A 19,317-nucleotide genomic window follows, 5' to 3' on the forward strand; every position below is an offset into this window, starting at 1 on the left:
CTGACCTGACCGGTGGCTGTCCTGGGCGGTCGCTGACTCAGCCGGTCGCGAGCAGCACCGTCCCGAGCAGCGCGAGGCCCGCGCCCGCCGCCTGTACGCCGCGCAGCCGTTCGCTGAGGAAGCCGCGCGCGGCCAGTGCCGTGACCACCGGGTAGAGCGAGGCGAGTACGGCGGCGACCGTGACCGGGCCGTGCTGCGCGGCCATGGAGTAGGTGCCGTTCGCCGCGACATCGGCAAGGCCGACGAAGGCGAGCGCCGGGACGGAAGCCCAGGGGAAGCCCCCTTCGGGGAGGGCCGGGCTGCCGCGCCGCACGGAGACGAGGAGCGCGCCGCCGCCCACCGCCGCATTGGTCACGCGCTGCACGAAGAGGGCGAGGAACAGGCCGGTGACGGTCGTCGAGGCCTCCGCGATCAGCGACATGACCGCGCCGAAGCCGAACGCCGCGAGCAGGGTGAGCAGCACCGCCTGCCGCTGCACCGGGGCGCCCTTCAGCTGAGGTCCGCCCGCCAGGACGACGCCCGCGACGGCGACCGCGATGCCCGCGAACTGCATCAGCCCCGGGCGTTCGCCGAGGACCAGGCCCACGCCGACCGGGACGGCGACGCCGAGGGAGCCGAGCGGGGAGACGACGCCCATCGGGCCGAGGGCGAGCGCCTTGTAGAAGGCGAGCATCGCGACGGGGCCGACCAGGCCGGCGGCCACCGCGAACCACAGCTGCGGACCGGCCTCGCTCCAGCCGCCGGTGGCGACCACGATCACGCCGAGGACGGCGGCCGCGATGGTCTGCGAGACGACGACCACCGTGAGTGCCGGCGTACGTCGGGTCAGCAGTCCTCCGCCGAAGTCGGCCAGGCCCCACAGGAGGCTGGTGGCCAGGGCGAAGAGTGCTGTCATGGGGTGCCTCGCAGTACAGTTCAGTGAACAATCAGGTGCACCACACCATAGTTCACTGAATTGAACTCTGTCATCCAGAATATTGGACGGAATGTGTCGGATCTCGACCTGCTGACTCAGTCCCTGGCGCGCAACGTCAAGCACTGGCGCACCGAGCGGGGCTTCACGCTGGAAGCGCTCGCCGCCCGCGCCGGAGTCAGCCGCGGCATGCTCATCCAGATCGAGCAGGCCAGGACCAACCCCAGCATCGGCACCGTCGTCAAGATCGGCGACGCGCTCGGCATCAGCATCACCACCCTCCTCGACTACGAGCAGGGCCCCAAGGTCCGCATCGTCCCCGCCGACCAGGCCGTACGGCTGTGGCACACCGACGCGGGCAGCTACAACCGCCTCCTCGCCGGGACGGAGGCCCCCGGCCCGCTGGAGATGTGGGACTGGCGGCTGATGCCCGGCGACCGCAGTCCTTCCGATCCGCACCCGGGAGGCACGGTGGAACTCGTCCATGTCACCACGGGCGAACTGACCCTCACTGTCGACGGCGTGGAGCACCTCGTGCCGACCGGCGCGAGCGCCTCGTTCGAGGCCGACACCCCTCACACGTACGGTAATTCGGGCGACGAGCCGGTCGAGATGATCATGACGGTGTCGGTGCCGTTCGTCCGCTGAGACGGCCTCCAGCAGACGCGTGCGCGGCTGTTAGCGTGCCGTCATGCGCGCACCCATCGGAGACTTCGACCACGCCACGCCCGCCCCCGAATGCCTGGACCAGCTGACCGGCCCGGTCGCCGACGCCGTACGCCACTGGCAGGGCGCCGTCCCCGCCGAACAGATCGTGTACGTGGACACGCGGCCCGAGTGGGCCGACACGTCCGTCTTCCTGGAGCACTACGGGCAGGAACTGCTGGAGCAGTCCGCCAACTGCGTGGTGGTCGCCGGCAAGCGCGGGGGCGAGGCGACCCTGGCCGCGTGCGTGGTCCTGTCCGGCACCCGTGTCGACGTCAACGGTGCGGTGCGCCGCCAACTCGGCGCCCGCAAAGCCTCGTTCGCGCCGATGGACACGGCGACGGGGGAGACCGGGATGGAGTACGGGGGCATCACGCCGATCGGACTGCCGGGCGACTGGCCGGTGTTGGTGGACTCCGCGGTCGTCGATCTGCCGTACGTCCTGGTCGGCAGCGGGCGGCGCAGGGGCAAGCTGCTGGTGCCGGGCAAGGCGTTCGCCGAGCTGCCGAATGCCGTGGTCCTTGAGGGACTCGGCGTCTGACGGGTAACAGGTATCAAGAACTGCCGGTCGTCACGCCGTTGCGTGGTGCGCCAGCGCCAGGTGGGGATCCGTCTCGCCCGGTACGGCGGCGGGGTCCGCGTGCACCAACGCCGCAGTGAGCCGTGGAACGGCGTGCAGCAGGGCGTGTTCGGCCTCGACGGCGATGTGGTGCGCCTCGCGTACGCTCACCTCGCCGTCGACGACGACCGCCACCTCGGCGCGCAGCCGGTGGCCGATCCAGCGCAGCCGCAGTTCGCCCACCTCGCGCACGCCGGGCACTTCGCGCACCGCCTGTTCGGCCCGGTCGACCAGGGCCGGGTCGACGGCGTCCATGACGCGCCGGAAGACCTCGCGGGCGGCGTCGCGCAGCACCAGCAGGATCGCGGCCGTGATCGCCAGACCCACCAGCGGGTCGGCGAGTTGCCATCCGAGGGCCGCGCCCGCCGCGCCGACCAGGACGGCGAGTGAGGTGAATCCGTCCGTACGGGCGTGGAGTCCGTCGGCGACGAGCGCGGCGGAGCCGATCTCGCGGCCGACGCGGATGCGGTAGCGGGCCACGCCCTCGTTGCCGAGGAAGCCGACGACCGCGGCCGCGGCCACCACCGGGATGTGCTCCATGGGGCGCGGGTCGAGCAGCCGGGCGACCGCCGTCCATGCCGCGAAGGCCCCGGACGCGGCGATCGTCAGCACGATCGCGAGACCCGCGAGGTCCTCCGCCCGGCCATAGCCGTAGGTGAAGCGTCGCGTCGCCGCGCGACGGCCCAGTACGAAGGCGATACCGAGCGGCACGGCCGTGAGCGCGTCCGCCGCATTGTGCACGGTGTCGCCGAGCAGCGCGACCGACCCGGACACCATGACAACGGCCGCCTGGACCAAGGCCGTTGCGCCGAGGACGATCAGTGACACCCAGAGCGCCCGCATGCCTCGCGCCGAGGACTCCAGCGCCGAGTCCAGCTTGTCGGCGGTCTCATGGGAGTGGGGGGTGAGGAGGTGGCGGAGGCGGGACAGCGGCCCGGAGGAGGCGTGAGGGTGCTCGTGGCCGCGCTCATGATCGTCGTGCGGGTGCGGGTGCGGGTGCGGGTGCGGGTGCGGGTGGGCGTGTTCGTGGTGCGGGTGGTGGTGTCCGTGGTGGTGCCGGTCGCTCACGAGGTACCCCTTCCGGTGCGCGGGAGTGGACGTGTCGGTGCCCACAGCGCCATTATGTGCGTATGAGCGCACGCATGCACCTGTCATCTGCGCATGATGCGCACCCGCGTACCCCCGGCGAGGAACAGTTCGCCCTCGCCGCGGAACTCCTCGCCCTGCTCGGCGACCGCACCCGCCTGGCGCTGCTGCATGCGCTGACCGGCGGCGAGGCCGATGTCACGACCCTCACCGAGCGCTGCGGTGCCGCCCGTCCGGCCGTGAGCCAGCACCTGGCGCGACTGCGCCTCGCCGGTCTGGTGAACACCCGGAAGGAGGGCCGCCGGGTGATCTACTCCCTCCGCGACGGCCATCTGCGCCGTGTGGTCGACGAGGCGCTGAGCCTGGCCGACCATCGGCTGAGCGACCGGCCGGCACACGACTGACGGTGCCCCGCAGCCGATGCTCCGCTCAACACCGCACGGGACGGGCAAATCGCTTGCCGTGATCGTCCGACGGCCCTGAGGATGGCGGAATGCCTAGCTTCACCGCCTCCGACGGGACCGAACTCGCCTACCACCTCGTGGGTGAGGGCGAGCTGCTGATCTGCCTCCCCGGCGGGCCGATGCGCGCCTCCGCCTACCTGGGAGACCTCGGAGGGCTCGCCGGGCACCGCCGACTGGTCCTGCTCGACCTGCGGGGCACCGGCGACTCCGGCGTGCCCGACGACCCGGCGACGTACCGCTGCGACCGTCAAGTCGCCGACGTGGAGGCCCTGCGCGTACACCTCGGGCTGGAGCGCATCGATCTGCTGGCGCACTCGGCGGCCGGCGACCTCGCGCTGCTCTACGCAGCCCGGCACCCGCGGCGCGTGCGGAACCTCGCCCTGATCACCGCCCGTGCCCGTGCACTCGGTGTCGACTTCACCATGGAGCACCGCCTCGAAGCGGCCGCACTGCGCAAGGCCGAACCATGGTTCGGGGAGGCCGTCGGGGCCTACGAGAGGGTCTGGTCCGGCATCGCGTCCGACGCCGACTACGACGCAGCCGCGCCCTTCTTCTACGGGCGGTGGGACGCGGCCGCGCAGGCCCATGCCGCGGCCGATGCGGAGCAGACCAACGATGAGGCCGCGGACCTGTACGCGCCCTCCGATGCCTTCGCGCCGGACGAGGCACGCGCTGCCCTCGCCGGCTGGGAGGGACGGGCGCTGCTGCTCGCGGGCGAGGTGGACAGCGGGCCGCTGCCGCGCGTCGCCACCGACATCGCGGGGCTCTTCCCCGACGCGCGGGTGACCGTGCAGCCGGGCGCCGGTCACTTCCCGTGGCTCGACGACCCGGGCTTCTTCGTCGAGACGGTCGCGGCGTTCCTCGCCGAGGGGGAGGGCCGGGCCGCCTGACCCTGGAGGCGGGGGGGCGGGCCCGACGTCTATGCGAGCCGCAGGGTGATCCACTCGATGGTGTCTCCCGGCAGCAAGTACCGCTCGACCTCGACGAATCCGTTGCGCAGCGCGAAGCGCAGTCCGTCCTCGTTGGACGCCAGGACCACCGTCTCGATCGCGTCGGTGCCCAGCGTGCGCGCCTGCTCCAGCCCGCGTGCGTACAGTTCCGCGCCGAAGCCCTGCCGGCGGTGCGGCGCGAGCACGCGGGCGATCACCGTGGCCGCGGGCGTCTCGTCGTCGGGCGGACGTACGGTCGTGCAGCCGACCAGGACGTCACCGAGGTAGGCGACCTCCATGCGGTTGCGGCCGGCCCGTTCACGTACGTCGTCGAGGGACAGGACATGCGTCGGGATGATCGTGTTGTGAACGTGGCGCCAGTCCTTGAGACCGGCCTCGTCCGTGGGCTGCTCGATGCGAAGCGTGGGCATCCGAGCAGAAAACCGGTGCGTGGCCAGGGACGTCAACTCGATTGCCGTACCGGCACGGTAGCCATTGCGGACCGGCTCAGTAGTCGTTGCGGCCGTACTCGATCGCCGGGCAGCGGTCCATGACCATGTCCAGGCCCGCGGCGCGCGTCCGGTCGTACGCCTCCTCGTCGATGACCCCAAGCTGGTACCAGACGGCCTTCGCGCCGACGCTCACGGCTTCGTCGGCCACGGCGCCCGCGAGGTCGCTGTTGACGAAGACGTCGACGACGTCGATCTCGAAGGGTATGTCCGCGAGGGAGGCGTAACCCTGCTCGCCCTGGACCGTCTCGGCCTTCGGGTGGACCGGGACGACGCGCTTGCCGTGATGACGCAGGACGTCGGCGACGCCGTACGCGGCGCGGCTCCGGTTGTTCGAGAGGCCCACGACGGCCCAGGTGTCGCCGAGTTCCGTGAGGATCTTGCGGACCGTGTCCTGGTCGCCGTGCATGGCGTGTCTCCTCTGTCTCTGCGTCTGTGGAGCCCCCGGGGCAGGGGGCTCTGTGGGCGGCAACAGCCCAGGGTGTCGGGAGATTCCCGACATCCCCGTGATGGCTTTCCGGGGCCGGTCGCGCTCGGGTGAGGGAAAGCGGTTGAGCGTGGGAGCGCTCCCGGATAGCTTGCCTCAGGTGAAGGCCCTGGCACACGGGAAGGTGACACGGTGCTCAATCGCCACCGGCGGCAACTCGGCTCGGAGGAACTCGGTCGGGTGCTCGCCGCGTCCGGGATCGACCCCGCCCTGCTGAGCGGCTGCACGGAACTCGCGGACGCGACCTTCAACACCGCCTATCGCCTCCAACTGGCCGACACCGCCGCCCACTCCGGCCTGGTGCTCAAGGTCGCACCGCAGCCGGACGCGCCGACACTGATCTACGAGCGCGACATCATGCGGACCGAGGAGATGTTCTACCGCGCCGTGGCCGGGAAAGCGCCCGTGCCCGAGGTGGTGCACGCGGACTACGCCCGTGAGGTGATCGGCAGCGACTTCCTGCTCATGTCCGAACTGCCGGGCAGCAGTTGGTACGCCGAGCGCGAGCGGATCGACGACGCCGACAGGACCCGGATGCGCACCGAGCTCGGTGGCATGGTCGCCGCACTGCATCAGGTCACCGGCCCTGGATTCGGCTACCCCCAGAGCGACTTGATCCCAGACTGGCGAACCGCCTTCCTGTCCATGGTGGACGCGGTGCTCGCCGACGCGGACACCTTCGCGACCGAGCTGCCGCAATCCATCGAGCGGATCAGGCGGACGATCGGATCCCGGGCGGACCTGCTCGATGCGGTGGCGGTCCCGGTCCTGGTCCACTTCGACCTGTGGGACGGCAACATCCTGGTCGACCGCACTCCCGACGGCAGGACCCGGATCAGCGGCCTCGTCGACGGCGAACGCGCCTTCTGGGGCGACCCGTTGGCGGAGCTGGTGTCGCTGGCGCTGTTCCGGGACATCGAACAGGACCGGCCGTTCCTCGACGGCTACCGCGCGGCCGGCGGCAGCGTCGACTTCGACTCCGCCACCCGACTGCGGCTCGCCCTCTACCGCTGCTACCTGTACCTGATCATGCTGGCCGAGGCGGCACCCAGAGGATTCACCGGGCCGGACGACCAGCAGCGGGCACGGCACGTGAGCCGGCTCCTGGTCGCCGATCTGGACCAGCTGTCCGCGGCGAAGACCGGCTGACGCCCTGCCCCCTCCCGAGCGAACGCCCGCGCAGTACCGTCGGTCCAGGGCGTCCGCGCGACGCCCGGGGGGTGAGCGAATGACCGGCTCCGACACCGCCGCCGCACGTCTGACCGTCCACCTCGACGCCGCCGCGCTCTGGCACCACCGGCCCGCCTACGCCGAACTCGTCCACCGGGCCCGGCACGAAGGCCTCTCGGGCGCGAGCGTCTTCCACGGCCTCACCGGCTTCGGCGCCGGACACCCGAATCCGTCGCACCTCGCCGCCAAGGGCCCCTGCGCGGTCGTGATCGTCGACGACGAGGAGCGGCTGAGGTCCTTTCTGCCCTGCGTGGCGGACATCCTGGGGGAGACATACGCGGTCGCCGTCCTGGACCGGGTGCGGATCCATCGACCGTGAAGTCGCAGCATGCGGGCTCACGAGCTCCGGAATGCTGTCCGGAATGACCTCCACCTCCCTGCGCCCGGGCGTCCGCCCGCCTACGCTCACCCCGTGCTACGTATCACCGACGCCCGAACGGGCGAGCCCACCGACGCTGTACCCGCCCGACGGAGCCTGACCCGTGTCATGGCGCACGTCTCGCGGGGCGACACGTCCGCCCTGCGCGTGCTCCTCGTCGCGGACCTGCTCGCCCGGGCCCTGGAACTCGGCGGCACCCCCGTCGTCACCGTGGCCGAACCACCCCCCGAGCTGCGCGAGCGCGCCGACGAACTCGGCATCCGCCGGGCCGAAGGGGGCACCCCCGGCCCAGGCCCGGTGCTGCACGTGCTCGCGCCCGGAGAGCCCGCGCCGGACGGCATCCGCGTGGAGGCCGCCCCGGTGACCGGTACGGGCGACACCTCCCTGCTGCGCATGGCACTGCTCGCCCGCCCGCGCCGGGAGCCCCTCGACCTCGACAGCGGCTGCCTGGACGAGGCCCGCGACACGCTCGGGCGCTGGCGGCGGGCTGTCGCCACCTGGGCCACCCAGCCGTCCAAGCCGGTCCCCGAGGAGGTACGGCAGGAACTGCGGGCCGCGTGGGAGGACGACCTCGACGTGCCCGCCGTACTGGAGGTGCTGCGGCGCGTGGAGCTGGCCGACGACATGCCGGACGGCGCCCGCTTCGAGACGTACGCCTACGCGGATCGCCTCCTCGGCCTCGAACTCACCCGTGAGATCGGCACGGTGCTGTGACCGCCCGCACCGGAGCCGGTCCGCTGCGCAGACTCGTCGTGCTGCGCCACGCCAAGTCCGCCTGGCCCGCGGGCGTGGCCGACCACGAACGCCCGCTCGCGCCGCGCGGCATCCGCGACGCGCCCGCCGCCGGGCGCGCCCTCGCCGAAGCCGACTGCCTGCCGGACCTCGCGCTGTGCTCCACCGCCGTACGCACCCGGCAGACCTGGGAGCTGGCCGCGGCGCAGTGGGGCACCCCGCCGCCCGTACGCCTCGATCCGCGGCTGTACGGGGCCGACGCAGCGGAGCTGCTGGAGGCCGTCCACGAAGTGCCGGACCAGGTCGGGACGTTGCTGCTGATCGGGCACAACCCGGGGCTGGAGGAACTCGTCCTCGAACTGGCCGGGGACAGCCTCGACGACGCCCTGGACGACGTCCGCACCAAGTTCCCGACCTCCGCCATCGCGATCCTGGCCTGGCGCGGAAGCGCTTGGGACCTGCTCGCCCCCGGCACGGCGCTGCTGACCGGCATGATCGTGCCGAGGGGGAAGAAGCACGCCTGAGGCCCACGGGTGGCGGCGCGGGCTCGTCGGACGTGGATGCGCGGCCGCGACGGTGCGGGCCGGCAGACCGGCGTGCGGCGCGCGCGCGTGGAGCGCATACGCTGGCGTGATGCAGGACGAGTACCGCACAGTGGCCCACGCGGGCGTGCACGAGACCGAGGTCAACCGCTCCCGCTTCCTGTGCGCCCTCGCCCCGGCGGCCACCGAACAGGAGGCCCAGGAGTTCATCGCAGGCATCCGCAAGGAGCACGCCGACGCCACCCACAACTGCTTCGCGTACGTCATCGGCGCAGGCGCCGCCGTCCAGAAGGCGAGCGACGACGGCGAACCCGGCGGTACCGCCGGAGTCCCGATGCTCCAGATGCTGCTGCGCCGCGACATGCGGTACGTCGTCGCCGTCGTCACCCGCTACTACGGCGGAGTCAAGCTGGGCGCGGGCGGACTGATCAGGGCGTACGGCGGCTCGGTCGGCGAGGCGCTGGACACGCTCGGCACGATCACACGCCGGCGCTTCCGGCTGGCCACGGTGACGGTCGACCACCAGCGCGCGGGCAAGGTGCAGAACGATCTGCGGTCCACCGGCCGCGAGGTGCGGGACGTCCGGTACGGGGAGGCGGTCACGATCGAGATCGGGCTGCCGGACGCCGACGTGGAGTCGTTCCGCGCGTGGCTGGCCGACGCGACAGCCGGGACGGCCGGGTTCGAACTGGGCGGAGAGGCGTACGGAGACGCTTGACGGTGGCGGCTTTGACACCCGTGCCGTGGTCACGACTGAGGACAGCACTCGCGAACTGACGGCAACCGCGGCTGGGATCGGGAACGCCCCCTTCCGCCAGCGGGTTTCGTACGGTGCGAGGCCGAACTGTCAGGCGATCCCGGTGCCGCGCAGCAGCAGCAACGCCACGTCCACCACCGCCACGGCGACTGCCGCCGCGAACGCCGCCCGCTCCCAGCGGCGTCCCAGCACCGTCCCCGCCACCGCGACCAGGCCGGCCACCGCGAGTGCCGCAATTCCCCATCTGCCGGGTGGTCCGGCGGGCCCCAGCGCCAGCACCGCGGACGCGGCCACCAGCGGCACCGGCAGCAGCAGCCGCGCGCGGTGCGGGCCCAGCCGGTGCGGCCATCCCCGCACGCCCGTGGCCAGATCCCCGCGGATGTCCGGCAGCACATCGCCCAGATGGGCGCCGACCCCCAGCAACGCCCCGGCGGTGACGACCCACCAGGCCGGCCACGGCTGCCCCGGCAGCCCCAGTGCCACGAACGCCGGGAGCGCGGCGAAACCCACCGCGTACGGCGCCCAGGACCACGCTGTCGCCTTGAGCCGCAGGTCGTACGCCCATGCGGCCGCCACCCCGGTCAGGTGAACGGCGCCCGCCCACATGCCACAGGCGAACGACAGCGGTACGCACAGGGCCAGCGCGGCGTACGCGGCCACCCATACCTCCGTCACACCGACCGTGCCGTCGACGACGGGTTTGCCGTGGCGGCCGGCGGCGATGTCCCGGCGCGCATCGAACGCGTCGTTGCACCAGCCGACGGACAACTGCCCGGTCAGCACGGCGGCAGCGGTCAGGACACCACGCGCGGCGCCCTGGCCGGCGGTGACGGCCAGAGCGGCCATCAAGGCGGTGACCGCCACGACAGGCCCGGGATGGCACGATCCGGCCAGGCCACCCACCCGCCCGGCCCAACTCGCGGCCGGGCCGCCGGCCGTCGACTGCTCGGGAGTGCCCACCCGGCCGATCGTAGGCGCCCAGGCCCCATCCGGCTCGAGAACGCGCTCCGGGGGCGAACGGCCGGACGGGCGATCCATGGTGTCGAAGTCCCGGTCCGGGGAACACGTGGGAAGCAACTCGCCCCAGTCGGCAACCGGACGGGAACCACATGACGCGGATCGCCGCCGTTCACGGTGTCCTCGCACCGCACCATCGCACCCAGTCCGAGATCACCGACATGGTGGCCCGCACCTGCCTGCCGGAGGGCGGCGACCGCGGGGTCCTGGACCGGCTGCACCGCAGCGCGAAGGTCCACTCGCGCCATATGACGCTGCCGCTCGAACAGTACGGGGAACTGGACGGATTCGGCGCCGCCAACGACGTCTTCGTCGCCGCCGCCACCGACCTGGGCGCCAAGGCCGTTCGAGGCGTGCTGCGCATGGCCGGTCTGTCCGCGGCCGACGTGGACCTGCTGATCTTCACCTCCGTCACCGGTATCGCCATCCCCTCCATCGACGCACGCCTGGTCGGCCGCCTCGGGCTGCGGCCGGACGTCAAACGGCTGCCCCTGTTCGGCCTGGGCTGTGCCGGCGGTGCCGCCGGCCTGGCCCGTATGCACGACTACCTGCTGGGTCGGCCCGACCACGTGGCGGTGCTGCTGTCGGTCGAACTGTGCTCGCTCACCTTCCAGCGCAACGACGCCTCCATGGCCAACCTGGTCGCCACCGGACTGTTCGGCGACGGCGCCGCCGCGGTCGTTGCCCGCGGTGCGGACCGTCCGGGCCGCCCGGACGAGATCGCCGGCCCGACGATCGTGGACACCCGCAGCCACCTCTATCCGGACACCGAACGCGTCATGGGCTGGGACATCAAGGACACCGGATTCGAGATCGTCCTCGACCCGCAGGTCCCCGATGTCGTACGCCGTTACCTCGCCGATGACGTCGAGGGGTTCCTCGGCGACCACGGGATCAAGACGAAGGACGTGACCGCCTGGGTGTGCCATCCCGGTGGCCCCAAGGTCCTCGAGGCCGTCACCGAAGCCCTCGACCTGCCCGACGACGCACTCGATGTGACCTGGCGTCACCTGGCCGACGTCGGCAACCTGTCCTCGTCATCGGTGCTCCACGTACTGCGCGACACCCTGACCCAACGCCGCCCGCCACCGGGCACCCCGGGCGTACTGCTGGCCATGGGACCCGGATTCGCCTGCGAACTCGTCCTGCTGCGCTGGTAGTTCAGACCCTCGAAGGACACGAAGGACACGAAGGACACGAAGGACACGAAGGACTTAAGGACACATGATCTGGTACGGACTGCTGGTGGCCGCCGTCGTCGTCGAGCGCGTCGCCGAACTCGTCGTCGCCCGCCGTAACGAACGGTGGAGCACCGCCCGCGGCGCGACCGAGACCGGACAGGGCCACTACCCGGCGATGGTCGCCCTCCACACCGGCCTGCTGGCCGCCTGCCCGGCCGAAGTGTGGCTGGCCGACCGGCCCTTCGTACCCGCCCTGGCCTGGCCGATGCTGGCCGTGCTGGTGGGAGCCCAGGCGCTGCGGTGGTGGTGCATCCACACCCTGGGACCCCGTTGGAACACCCGGGTGATCGTCGTACCCGGCCTGCCGCTGGTGACGGGCGGCCCCTACCGGTGGCGATGGCTGCGGCATCCGAACTATGTGGCCGTCGTCGCCGAGGGCGTAGCCCTGCCGCTGGTGCACACCGCCTGGGTCACCGCGGCCGTGTTCACGGCACTCAACGCCGCCCTGCTCACCGTGCGCATCCGCTGCGAGAACCGGGCGCTGACCGCCGCGACCACGCCGACGACGCCCGCTCCGGCGTGATCGACGTCCTGGTGGCCGGCGGCGGACCGGCCGGTCTGGCCGCCGCCATCCACGCCGCGCTCGCCGGCTTGGAGGCCGTCGTCGTCGAACCCCGGACCGGGCCCGTGGACAAGGCCTGCGGGGAAGGCGTCATGCCCAGTGGTGTTGCCGCGCTGCGAGCACTGGGAGTCGAGGTCACCGGCCGCGAACTGCGCGGCATCCGCTACGTGGAGGGCACCACGCGCGCCGAAGCGTCCTTCCGCGGCGGCAACGGGCTGGGAATCCGCCGTACGACGCTGCACTCCGCACTGCACCGGCGCGCTCTCGACCTCGGCGTGCGCATGCTGCCGGGCAAGGTCGGCGAGGTGCACCAGAGCGCGGACACGGTCACCGCCGCCGGAACCACGGCCCGTTGGCTGATCGCCGCCGACGGCCTGCACTCCCCGGTGCGCCGCAGCCTGGGCCTGGACCGGCCGGGTCACCCCCACGGCCGCTACGGACTGCGCCGCCACTACCGCATCGAGCCATGGACGGACTTCGTGGAGGTCCACTGGTCCCGGCACGGCGAGGCCTACGTGACACCGGTCGACGACGACCTGGTGGGCGTCGCGGTACTCAGCCGCAGCCGTCGAGGATACGACGAACATCTCGCCGACTTCCCGACCCTCACCGCGTCGCTGCGCGGCCCGGCCGCGACGCAGGTTCGTGGCGCCGGACCACTGCGGCAGCGGGTGCGGCGCAGGACCGCCGGCCGTGTCCTGCTCGTCGGCGACGCCGCGGGCTACCTGGACGCTCTCACCGGCGAGGGCATCGCCCTCGCACTGGCAACGGCCGGGGCCGCCATCGGCTGCCTGACCGCGGACCGCCCCGACGAGTACGAGCGCGCCTGGACCCGGCTGACCCGACGCCACCGACTGCTGACCGGAGCCCTGCTGACTGCGAGCCGCCGCCCCGGCACCGCCCGCCTCATCGTCCCCGCAGCCTCCCGCGTACCCCCGCTGTTCTCAGCCGCGGTCCGCGCACTGCAATAGTGGCCAGGCCCCGTTTCATGCCGAAAGCGCATAGAACCAACGGTGTGCGCGCTGTCCGCGTCAGCAGAGGTGGGTCACCGCGCCAGACGATCGAGTTGCTCCTCAGGGCCGTTTCCTCTGCCAAGTGTCCTTCTACGGGCGCCGTGCCTATGGCGAGCGGGTCAGGGCGACTTGAGCCCTTCGATAGGCCCTCGTGATGGAGTTGCCTCGTGCCCCGTCCGAGTGCTCGCGAAGGAGAGCCGTGGGATCGGAGCGTCGGGTGAGTTGTCGTAGCCTGGTGCGGCTGTTGTGCTCGACGAGGATCGGCACGTAGTTGGGGATACGGGCTTTGCTGAGCGGCTGGTAGCAGTCCTGCACCACGTCCCGCACGGTTGCAGCCGTCAGCAGGTCGGCGTAGGAGGCCGTCAGCCGGTCCGTCAGCTCCTGAATGGTGTCGGGCACCGCGGTTTCGGCCGTGTTCGCGCCCATGGGGCGCTCCTCACTGTCGCAGACGGCCGACCGCGGCATCCGATCAGTGTCCGGGTGCTCGGTGTCGGCCTGTCCGCTTCCCACACTTGCACGGATCGTGTCCGGGGAACGGCCCACCGGATGTGTTCATCAACTCGCCATCTCGGATCGGTCGGCCTGCGGGCCGGGCGGCCGAGGGCCCGCGGTATCAGCAGTCCCGGTTGCCTCGTTCACAGCATCAGGAGGTCTGGCGAGGGGGACGTTGCCGACTCCGGTGCGGGATCTACGCGACACGCGGATCCGAACGCGGGGCCGTGGCGGATTGCCCATCAGCGGGGCCGAGTTGCGTCCGGATCGGGCGATCATGGCTTGCCGTCGGCGCCTGTGCCGCGGAGGAGCGATGGGCGGAGTTCTTGCCGCTGCCCGCCTTGCGATTAGAGCACGCGGTCCTCGCTGGTCTGCGGTGTGTCCTCGTCCGGCAGGTGTACGTCGTTGACGGCGATGTTCACCTCGACGACTTCCAGGCCCGTCATCCGTTGCACCGCCGCGATCACGTTCTCGCGGACCTCTGCGGCGACCTCCCGGATGCTGACCCCGTATGCGACGACGACCTGGAGGTCGATGGCGGTCTGCTTCTCACCGACCTCGGCCTTGACACCGCGGCCCGCGTTCGCGTGCCCGCCGGGGACCCGTTCGCGCACGGCGCCCATGGTGCGGGTGAATCCGCCGCCGAGTGCGTGGATTCCGGGGACTTCCCGTGCGGCGATCCCGGAGATCTTCTCCACCACCCCGTCCGCGATGGTCGTCCGGCCGCGGGTCTCCGGCGGTTCCTGAGGTCCGGGGCGTGCGGTCTGAAGCATCGTGCCCACGCCGATGCCCGGCTCATCGGGATCGGGATTCTGCAGGGTTGAACCGTTCGGCTCCGTCATGCGAAGCCACCTCCTCGGGCAGTCGACCAACTGCCATACCTGAGCGGCTGTCCGCCGCCGTCTTGGTGCCGCTCTCCCACCTACCGTGCAGCGCACCGGATATGCGCGCGTGCCTGGCCTTCGCCACCGCCCACATCCTGGGACTGGGCGACGTGGGGCCGTCCGCCGCACCGGGTTGAGGACTATGCTGCTGTACGGACGTCCCAGACCCCGGCGGCTTGTCGTTGCTCGATACAGATGGCTGCAGGGAGCGGGCTCTTTCGTCCGTCACCCGGCGCATCCCTGGAGGGAACTGGGTGGATCCGCTGTCCTGTCGCACAGGCTGCCGGTCCGGCCCCTGCTCCGCCTCCGTCGAACGTACGCCCCTGCCAGGAGCGCGCCAAGGGGCCGGGTATCCCGGCATCACCGCGCGCCCCGCCGGATGGTCTTCTGAACCGAGGCGTCATGCCCCTCCCGCAACTCACCGTCTACCGCCGCGACCGACACAACCGGGCACTGATCACCCTGGCCGGTGAGATCGACCTGGAATCGGCGCCGCTGGTGCGCGCGGCACTGGCGCGGTGCCTGAGCGACGGTATCCGCACCGTCGATGTCGACCTCACCCCCGTGACCTTCTGCGACTGCAGCGGCCTCAACACCTTCCTCTACGCCGCGCAGCAGACCGCCGAGGCCGGCGGAGTCCTACGACTGCACCACCCGCCACCGACAATGGGCCTGATACTCGACCTCACCGACTGCGGGTTCCTGCTCCTCGGCCCTCCGCTCGGACATCTGCCACCGTCCCTCGAGGACGCCCCCGCGCCGGCCGTTCCAGCCCCGCCGCACCGGACTGTTCCGCTGGTGGCGGTCCTCTCGGGTGATGTGCGATGACGGCCCAGCCAGAGCAGCGGCAGCCGCACAAGCCCCGTGGCGGCGAGGCGTCCACCATGGATGCCGTGCGGTTACGTCGGGTGAACCGCTGGCAGGCGCAGGGCCTGAGCGGGAAACTGACGGATCTGTACATCGACTGCCGCGAGGCGTCCGCCGCTGAGGCGTACCGCAGCCGCAGTCGCCTGGACTTCCTGAACCGTCTCACCGGTGCCATCCGCAGGCCGGGGTTCGCCATGGTGATCGCGGAGACGGACGACCTGGTGGGGTGCGCCTTCGGATTCCCGGTGCGCAACGACGGCTTCTGGTGGCTCGGGTTCGACGGAGCACTGCCGCAGAGCATCGAGCAACTCACCGCGTCCGGCGGCGTCTTCGCGATCACCAGCATCCTGGTCCAGCCACACGCGCAGGACCAGGACGTGGCCCGCCGTTTACAGGAGCGGCTGCTCAGCGACCACCAGGCGTCACTCGGCGCCACCCTGGTGGACCGCGCCGATCACCCGACCCTCGCCGCGCTCCGCTCCTGGGGATGGCTGGACGTCGGAGAAGTGTGGCGGCCGGCGGGCCCGACCATGTTCCGCGCGCTGGTATTCCCCCTCGGGGAACGAACCGCGGCGAGGTTGACGGGACTCGCCCGAGAGGCCTGGACCCGGTGGCCCGGATGAGGTCCGACAGCCGGTCGGCCCGCATCCAGGTACTGGTCGCCGAGCAGGCCGCCCTGCGGGGTGGTCGGGTCGGCGTGGTGGACGTGTGCACCGCGGCCGTGGCCGCGCTGCCCGTCGGCGGCGCCGGGGTGTCAGCGATGTCCAAGACGACGGCGAGCCATCCGCTGTGCAGCACCGACACCATCAGCGAACAGCTGGAGGAGCTGCAGCTCACCCTGGGTGAGGGACCCTGCGTGGACGCCTTCACGCACGGCTCGGCCGTCCTGACGCCCGATCTGCGGACCGGCGCGCTGCAGGACCGGTGGACCGTGTTCGCCGACGCGGCCCTGGAGGCCGGGGCACGCGCGGTGTTCGCGCTCCCCCTGCAGATGGGGGCGATCAGCCCGGGAGTCCTGGACCTGTACGCCGACGTGCCAACGGTGCTGGACGCGGAGCAGTTGGCCGACGCGCTGGCCTTCGCCGATCTCGCCACGCTGCTCCTCCTCGATGCGCGGATCGACGAGACGGGCGCACCGGCCGGTGGAGCACTGGCCGGTGGAGCACCGGCAGATCGAGGCTTCGAGGATCTGGGCGGATACCGGGCGGAGATCGACCAGGCGACCGGCATCCTCACCGTCCAGCTCGGCATCGGCATCGACGAAGCCTTCGTCCGGCTCCGCGCCCACGCCTATACGCAGGGCCACCGGCTCGCCGACGTGGCCGCCGACGTGGTGGCCCACCGGCTCCGCTTCTCCCCGGACACGGAACCCAGACGGACCGACGAGGAATCCTGACGCACTGGTGCCGTCCGATGGATGTGCTGCGCTTCCCGCCCCCTCCCGGCGGGACTAGTCTCAATCGAGGGTGACACGATGAATCAGCAGCTCCTGGCCAAGACCTTCGTCGAGCTGGCGGACAACCTGGTCGCCGACTTCGACCTCATTGATTTCCTGCGCCTGCTCACCGACCGCTGCGTGAGCATGTTCGACGCGAGCGCCGCCGGGGTACTGCTCGCCGACCGCGACGGCAAACTCCGCGTGATGGCCGCCTCCGACGAACAGGTACGCCTGCTGGAACTCTTCCAGCTCCAGAACGACGAGGGCCCCTGCCTGGAGTGCTACCGCACCGGCACACCCGTGATCGTCCCCGACCTGACCCGCGAGGTCGACCGCTGGCCGCACTTCGCCACAGCAGCCCACCGCAGCGGCTTCGGCGCCGTCCAGGCGTTGCCCATGCGCCTGCGAGACGAGACCGTCGGCGCCCTGAACCTCTTCCACGCCACCCCCGGCCCCTTCGACCCGGCCGGCACGCTCATCGGCCAGGCCCTGGCCGACGTCGCCACCATCAGCCTCCTGCAACAACGCTCCACCCACCGCAGCACCGTCCTCAACGAACAACTGCAGACGGCGTTGAACAGCCGCGTACTGATCGAGCAGGCCAAGGGGAAACTCGCCGAACGCCAGGGCATCGACATGGAGCAGGCGTTCACCGCGCTGCGTGGCTACGCCCGCTCCCACAACCGGCGCCTGTCCGAGGTGGCCCGCGCCTTCATCGACGGTACGGAAGTCCTTCCCGGCCTGGTGGCCTGACACCGTCGCCGAAGCGGTGACCGCACGCAGCTGCCCGAGCACGAGGAATCACGGTCGGATCACGGGCTGTGCTTCTGGAGGCGCGGTGCTGCTGGTGCCCCGCTGCCGGCTGATGCCCGCTGTGGTGCGGCATCGGCTGCGGGACTGATCCCGGGCTCCGGTCCCTCGCCCTCGGCTGTCTCACCGGACGGCACCGCCGCCCCTATTGCTGTCGCTGTCCAAGCGGCGCAGTACAGCAGCAGCCTTGCCATGAGGTTGATCCACAGCACGACGGCGACCGGCACAGCGAAGGCGCCGTACATGCTCTTCCCGGCGACGCCCTGAAGGTAGCCGGTCAGCAACCACTTGAGCAGTTCGAAGCCCACCGCACCGATCAGCCCGGCGACGACGACCGCACGTCGGCCGGGATGTACCCGCGGCAGCCGGGTGAGCAGGTAGACCAGCAACAGGAAGTCGACAACCAGGGCGATGGCCAGGCCGGCGAAGAACAGCAGGGCCCGTCCCGCCCCGCCCTCGATACCGGCCTTGTCGGCGGCCCAGCCGACGGCACTGTTGGCGAACACCGAACTGCCGATCGCGACCAGCCCGACCGCGCCGAGGCCGACCAGCACCCCGGAGTCCTTGAACTTGAGCAGGAACGCATTGCCCGGGTCCTGCTCCTTCTTCCACACCGCGCGCAGGCTGCCGCGGAGGGCGCCGACCCAGTTGATGCCGATCACGAGCAGCAGCGAGCCCGCGATCAGTCCGACGGATCCGGCATGCGCGACGAGACTGTCCAGGTCCAGCAGGTCGGAGAGTCCCGGCGCCTGGTCGGCGATCTTGTTCTGGAGTTTCCCCAGCTGGTCCTCGCTCAGCAGCTTGGCGCCGATCGCCGCGCCCACGGTGATCAGCGGAAAGAGCGCGACGAAACTGGTGAAGGTGATGGCCGCGGCGAGCCGGGCCCAGTGGACGGCATCCAGCCGCTCGTACGCCCGCCAGGCGTGCGTCCGCATCAGCTTTCCGATCACGGGCAGCCTTCTCAGGCAGTCCATGAGTACCACCCGCTCTCTGCGTACTCGCCGGCACCGTGCCCGGCGGGTCGGCCGAGGTCTGTGTCGGGGCCGTCTGCGGGATTGTCAGCGGGGAGCGGCCCGGCGGTGGAACCAGTGCTGCTGCTTGTGGCGGGGGCGTTCGGCCAGGTCGGCGGGGTCTGCGTCCTTTCGCTCCGCCTGCGCCGTCTGCGCGCGGGAGGTGTCGCCTTCGTTGATCAGGCCACCGCGTTCCTGTTCGGCTGCGGCAGACTCGCGCCGAGACGGCTTGAGCGTGCGACGTGCAGGGCGGCCGCGGCGGGTGGTACGGCGTGTACCGGCCAGGATCAGGCTCAACCCGAGCAGAGCCGCCGCCCCGACGACGATGCCGTAGAGGAAGAGGGTGCCGGTGGAGCCGGTGACGTCGACTCCGAAGACGGAGAATCCGCCGGTGAACTCGTGGGCGCTGCCACTGTTGGAAAGAACGCCGACGACGCCGACGACTACCGCGGCGACGAGAATGACGAGTCCGAGGATGATCATGGCGCGCCCCTGGGATCTACTTCCTCTCCCCACGGTAGAGCCGTTCTGCCCGGCAGGCCACCGCTAGAGGTTGCGTCTACCCTGGAAGTGAGGTAATGGCGATACTGGAGGGCGCCGGCACTACTGGTGGTCGACCTCTGGTCCGCCC

25 protein-coding genes are annotated in these 19,317 nt (G+C 71.4%); 16 read left to right on the forward strand and 9 right to left on the reverse strand.

Annotated elements, in window-relative coordinates; genetic code table 11:
• Positions 1–37 precede the first annotated feature (37 nt).
• On the reverse strand, positions 38–895 hold the full coding sequence (locus AB5J56_RS38035) for an EamA family transporter (protein ID WP_369239821.1): 858 nt from the start codon (positions 893–895) through the stop codon (positions 38–40).
• A gap of 93 nt (positions 896–988) precedes the next feature.
• Here AB5J56_RS38035 and AB5J56_RS38040 point away from each other — a divergent pair, with 93 nt between their 5' ends.
• Together AB5J56_RS38040 and AB5J56_RS38045 are read left to right on the forward strand one after the other, a co-directional pair.
• Positions 989–1,561, forward strand: a complete 573-nt coding sequence (locus tag AB5J56_RS38040; RefSeq protein ID WP_369239823.1) for a helix-turn-helix domain-containing protein — start codon at positions 989–991, stop codon at positions 1,559–1,561.
• Between the two features lie 43 nt (positions 1,562–1,604).
• The gene (locus AB5J56_RS38045; RefSeq protein WP_369239825.1) at positions 1,605–2,159 is read left to right on the forward strand and encodes a YbaK/EbsC family protein; all 555 of its coding nucleotides are present in this window, start codon (positions 1,605–1,607) and stop codon (positions 2,157–2,159) included.
• Between the two features lie 30 nt (positions 2,160–2,189).
• Here AB5J56_RS38045 and AB5J56_RS38050 read toward each other — a convergent pair whose 3' ends face one another.
• A complete protein-coding gene (locus AB5J56_RS38050; protein WP_369239827.1) occupies positions 2,190–3,305 on the reverse strand; it encodes a cation diffusion facilitator family transporter in 1,116 nt (371 codons plus the stop codon).
• 62 nt (positions 3,306–3,367) lie between these two features.
• On the opposite strand from AB5J56_RS38050, the gene AB5J56_RS38055 reads away from it, so the two are divergent.
• Both AB5J56_RS38055 and AB5J56_RS38060 read left to right on the forward strand, forming a co-directional pair.
• The gene (locus tag AB5J56_RS38055) at positions 3,368–3,727 is read left to right on the forward strand and encodes an ArsR/SmtB family transcription factor (protein WP_369239829.1); all 360 of its coding nucleotides are present in this window, start codon (positions 3,368–3,370) and stop codon (positions 3,725–3,727) included.
• An 89-nt stretch (positions 3,728–3,816) separates the two neighbouring features.
• The gene (locus AB5J56_RS38060) at positions 3,817–4,677 is read left to right on the forward strand and encodes an alpha/beta fold hydrolase (RefSeq protein WP_369239831.1); all 861 of its coding nucleotides are present in this window, start codon (positions 3,817–3,819) and stop codon (positions 4,675–4,677) included.
• A 29-nt stretch (positions 4,678–4,706) separates the two neighbouring features.
• Here the strand turns inward: AB5J56_RS38060 and AB5J56_RS38065 are convergent, their stop codons facing one another.
• A complete protein-coding gene (locus AB5J56_RS38065; protein WP_369239833.1) occupies positions 4,707–5,147 on the reverse strand; it encodes a GNAT family N-acetyltransferase in 441 nt (146 codons plus the stop codon).
• Positions 5,148–5,223: 76 nt separating this feature from the next.
• On the reverse strand, positions 5,224–5,634 hold the full coding sequence (locus AB5J56_RS38070) for a CoA-binding protein (RefSeq protein WP_369239835.1): 411 nt from the start codon (positions 5,632–5,634) through the stop codon (positions 5,224–5,226).
• Positions 5,635–5,844: 210 nt separating this feature from the next.
• Here AB5J56_RS38070 and AB5J56_RS38075 point away from each other — a divergent pair, with 210 nt between their 5' ends.
• From AB5J56_RS38075 to AB5J56_RS38095, 5 genes are all read left to right on the forward strand, one after another.
• A complete protein-coding gene (locus AB5J56_RS38075) occupies positions 5,845–6,861 on the forward strand; it encodes a phosphotransferase family protein (protein ID WP_369239837.1) in 1,017 nt (338 codons plus the stop codon).
• A gap of 79 nt (positions 6,862–6,940) precedes the next feature.
• Positions 6,941–7,261, forward strand: coding sequence for a DUF190 domain-containing protein (locus AB5J56_RS38080; RefSeq protein ID WP_369239839.1), 321 nt, complete (start codon positions 6,941–6,943; stop codon positions 7,259–7,261).
• 93 nt (positions 7,262–7,354) lie between these two features.
• Positions 7,355–8,035: a hypothetical protein gene (locus tag AB5J56_RS38085; RefSeq protein WP_369239841.1), complete on the forward strand. Its 681-nt coding sequence runs from the start codon at positions 7,355–7,357 to the stop codon at positions 8,033–8,035.
• Entirely contained in the window at positions 8,032–8,577 is a 546-nt protein-coding gene (locus tag AB5J56_RS38090; RefSeq protein ID WP_369239843.1) for a histidine phosphatase family protein, read from the forward strand. The genes AB5J56_RS38085 and AB5J56_RS38090 overlap by 4 nt, the downstream gene beginning before the upstream one ends.
• A gap of 109 nt (positions 8,578–8,686) precedes the next feature.
• Positions 8,687–9,313 carry a YigZ family protein gene (locus AB5J56_RS38095; protein ID WP_369239845.1) on the forward strand — a complete coding sequence of 209 codons (627 nt, stop codon included), beginning with the start codon at positions 8,687–8,689 and terminating at the stop codon, positions 9,311–9,313.
• A 129-nt stretch (positions 9,314–9,442) separates the two neighbouring features.
• On the opposite strand, the gene AB5J56_RS38100 is transcribed toward AB5J56_RS38095, so the two are convergent.
• A complete protein-coding gene (locus tag AB5J56_RS38100) occupies positions 9,443–10,312 on the reverse strand; it encodes a UbiA family prenyltransferase (RefSeq protein WP_369239847.1) in 870 nt (289 codons plus the stop codon).
• A 149-nt stretch (positions 10,313–10,461) separates the two neighbouring features.
• Here AB5J56_RS38100 and AB5J56_RS38105 point away from each other — a divergent pair, with 149 nt between their 5' ends.
• From AB5J56_RS38105 to AB5J56_RS38115, 3 genes are all read left to right on the forward strand, one after another.
• Positions 10,462–11,529 (forward strand): type III polyketide synthase, encoded by a 1,068-nt coding sequence (locus AB5J56_RS38105; protein ID WP_369239849.1) that lies wholly within the window; start codon positions 10,462–10,464, stop codon positions 11,527–11,529.
• Positions 11,530–11,593: 64 nt separating this feature from the next.
• A complete protein-coding gene (locus AB5J56_RS38110) occupies positions 11,594–12,133 on the forward strand; it encodes an isoprenylcysteine carboxyl methyltransferase family protein (protein WP_369239851.1) in 540 nt (179 codons plus the stop codon).
• Positions 12,130–13,143: an NAD(P)/FAD-dependent oxidoreductase gene (locus AB5J56_RS38115; protein ID WP_369239853.1), complete on the forward strand. Its 1,014-nt coding sequence runs from the start codon at positions 12,130–12,132 to the stop codon at positions 13,141–13,143. Before AB5J56_RS38110 ends, AB5J56_RS38115 begins: the two co-directional genes overlap by 4 nt.
• A 147-nt stretch (positions 13,144–13,290) precedes the next feature.
• On the opposite strand, the gene AB5J56_RS38120 is transcribed toward AB5J56_RS38115, so the two are convergent.
• A complete protein-coding gene (locus AB5J56_RS38120) occupies positions 13,291–13,611 on the reverse strand; it encodes a three-helix bundle dimerization domain-containing protein (protein ID WP_369239855.1) in 321 nt (106 codons plus the stop codon).
• Between the two features lie 413 nt (positions 13,612–14,024).
• A complete protein-coding gene (locus AB5J56_RS38125) occupies positions 14,025–14,519 on the reverse strand; it encodes an Asp23/Gls24 family envelope stress response protein (RefSeq protein WP_369237097.1) in 495 nt (164 codons plus the stop codon).
• A 444-nt stretch (positions 14,520–14,963) separates the two neighbouring features.
• Here AB5J56_RS38125 and AB5J56_RS38130 point away from each other — a divergent pair, with 444 nt between their 5' ends.
• From AB5J56_RS38130 to AB5J56_RS38145, 4 genes are all read left to right on the forward strand, one after another.
• Positions 14,964–15,389: an STAS domain-containing protein gene (locus AB5J56_RS38130; RefSeq protein ID WP_369239857.1), complete on the forward strand. Its 426-nt coding sequence runs from the start codon at positions 14,964–14,966 to the stop codon at positions 15,387–15,389.
• On the forward strand, positions 15,386–16,051 hold the full coding sequence (locus AB5J56_RS38135; RefSeq protein ID WP_369239859.1) for a hypothetical protein: 666 nt from the start codon (positions 15,386–15,388) through the stop codon (positions 16,049–16,051). Before AB5J56_RS38130 ends, AB5J56_RS38135 begins: the two co-directional genes overlap by 4 nt.
• Complete coding sequence (locus tag AB5J56_RS38140; protein WP_369239861.1) at positions 16,048–16,824, forward strand: ANTAR domain-containing protein; 777 nt, start codon at positions 16,048–16,050, stop codon at positions 16,822–16,824. Before AB5J56_RS38135 ends, AB5J56_RS38140 begins: the two co-directional genes overlap by 4 nt.
• A gap of 78 nt (positions 16,825–16,902) precedes the next feature.
• The gene (locus AB5J56_RS38145; RefSeq protein WP_369239863.1) at positions 16,903–17,619 is read left to right on the forward strand and encodes an ANTAR domain-containing protein; all 717 of its coding nucleotides are present in this window, start codon (positions 16,903–16,905) and stop codon (positions 17,617–17,619) included.
• A gap of 59 nt (positions 17,620–17,678) precedes the next feature.
• Here the strand turns inward: AB5J56_RS38145 and AB5J56_RS38150 are convergent, their stop codons facing one another.
• Entirely contained in the window at positions 17,679–18,650 is a 972-nt protein-coding gene (locus tag AB5J56_RS38150) for a YihY/virulence factor BrkB family protein (RefSeq protein ID WP_369239865.1), read from the reverse strand.
• Positions 18,651–18,734: 84 nt separating this feature from the next.
• Entirely contained in the window at positions 18,735–19,169 is a 435-nt protein-coding gene (locus tag AB5J56_RS38155; protein WP_369239867.1) for a hypothetical protein, read from the reverse strand.
• Positions 19,170–19,317: the final 148 nt, after the last annotated feature.

Source organism: Streptomyces sp. R21 (assembly GCF_041051975.1).
In the GTDB taxonomy this organism is placed as follows: Bacteria; Actinomycetota; Actinomycetes; order Streptomycetales; family Streptomycetaceae; genus Streptomyces.

Excerpts from the sequence above, each read along its gene's own strand:
- AB5J56_RS38045 (WP_369239825.1), top strand. The coding sequence starts at position 1,605 with ATGCGCGCACCCATCGGAGACTTCGACCACGCCACGCCCGCCCCCGAA.
- AB5J56_RS38105 (WP_369239849.1), top strand. The coding sequence starts at position 10,462 with ATGACGCGGATCGCCGCCGTTCACGGTGTCCTCGCACCGCACCATCGC.
- AB5J56_RS38155 (WP_369239867.1), bottom strand. The coding sequence starts at position 19,169 with ATGATCATCCTCGGACTCGTCATTCTCGTCGCCGCGGTAGTCGTCGGC.
- AB5J56_RS38110 (WP_369239851.1), top strand. The coding sequence starts at position 11,594 with ATGATCTGGTACGGACTGCTGGTGGCCGCCGTCGTCGTCGAGCGCGTC.
- AB5J56_RS38095 (WP_369239845.1), top strand. The coding sequence starts at position 8,687 with ATGCAGGACGAGTACCGCACAGTGGCCCACGCGGGCGTGCACGAGACC.
- AB5J56_RS38055 (WP_369239829.1), top strand. The coding sequence starts at position 3,368 with ATGAGCGCACGCATGCACCTGTCATCTGCGCATGATGCGCACCCGCGT.
- AB5J56_RS38035 (WP_369239821.1), bottom strand. The coding sequence starts at position 895 with ATGACAGCACTCTTCGCCCTGGCCACCAGCCTCCTGTGGGGCCTGGCC.
- AB5J56_RS38140 (WP_369239861.1), top strand. The coding sequence starts at position 16,048 with ATGAGGTCCGACAGCCGGTCGGCCCGCATCCAGGTACTGGTCGCCGAG.
- AB5J56_RS38060 (WP_369239831.1), top strand. The coding sequence starts at position 3,817 with ATGCCTAGCTTCACCGCCTCCGACGGGACCGAACTCGCCTACCACCTC.
- AB5J56_RS38150 (WP_369239865.1), bottom strand. The coding sequence starts at position 18,650 with ATGGACTGCCTGAGAAGGCTGCCCGTGATCGGAAAGCTGATGCGGACG.
- AB5J56_RS38145 (WP_369239863.1), top strand. The coding sequence starts at position 16,903 with ATGAATCAGCAGCTCCTGGCCAAGACCTTCGTCGAGCTGGCGGACAAC.
- AB5J56_RS38065 (WP_369239833.1), bottom strand. The coding sequence starts at position 5,147 with ATGCCCACGCTTCGCATCGAGCAGCCCACGGACGAGGCCGGTCTCAAG.
- AB5J56_RS38125 (WP_369237097.1), bottom strand. The coding sequence starts at position 14,519 with ATGACGGAGCCGAACGGTTCAACCCTGCAGAATCCCGATCCCGATGAG.
- AB5J56_RS38080 (WP_369239839.1), top strand. The coding sequence starts at position 6,941 with ATGACCGGCTCCGACACCGCCGCCGCACGTCTGACCGTCCACCTCGAC.
- AB5J56_RS38135 (WP_369239859.1), top strand. The coding sequence starts at position 15,386 with ATGACGGCCCAGCCAGAGCAGCGGCAGCCGCACAAGCCCCGTGGCGGC.
- AB5J56_RS38130 (WP_369239857.1), top strand. The coding sequence starts at position 14,964 with ATGCCCCTCCCGCAACTCACCGTCTACCGCCGCGACCGACACAACCGG.
- AB5J56_RS38120 (WP_369239855.1), bottom strand. The coding sequence starts at position 13,611 with ATGGGCGCGAACACGGCCGAAACCGCGGTGCCCGACACCATTCAGGAG.
- AB5J56_RS38070 (WP_369239835.1), bottom strand. The coding sequence starts at position 5,634 with ATGCACGGCGACCAGGACACGGTCCGCAAGATCCTCACGGAACTCGGC.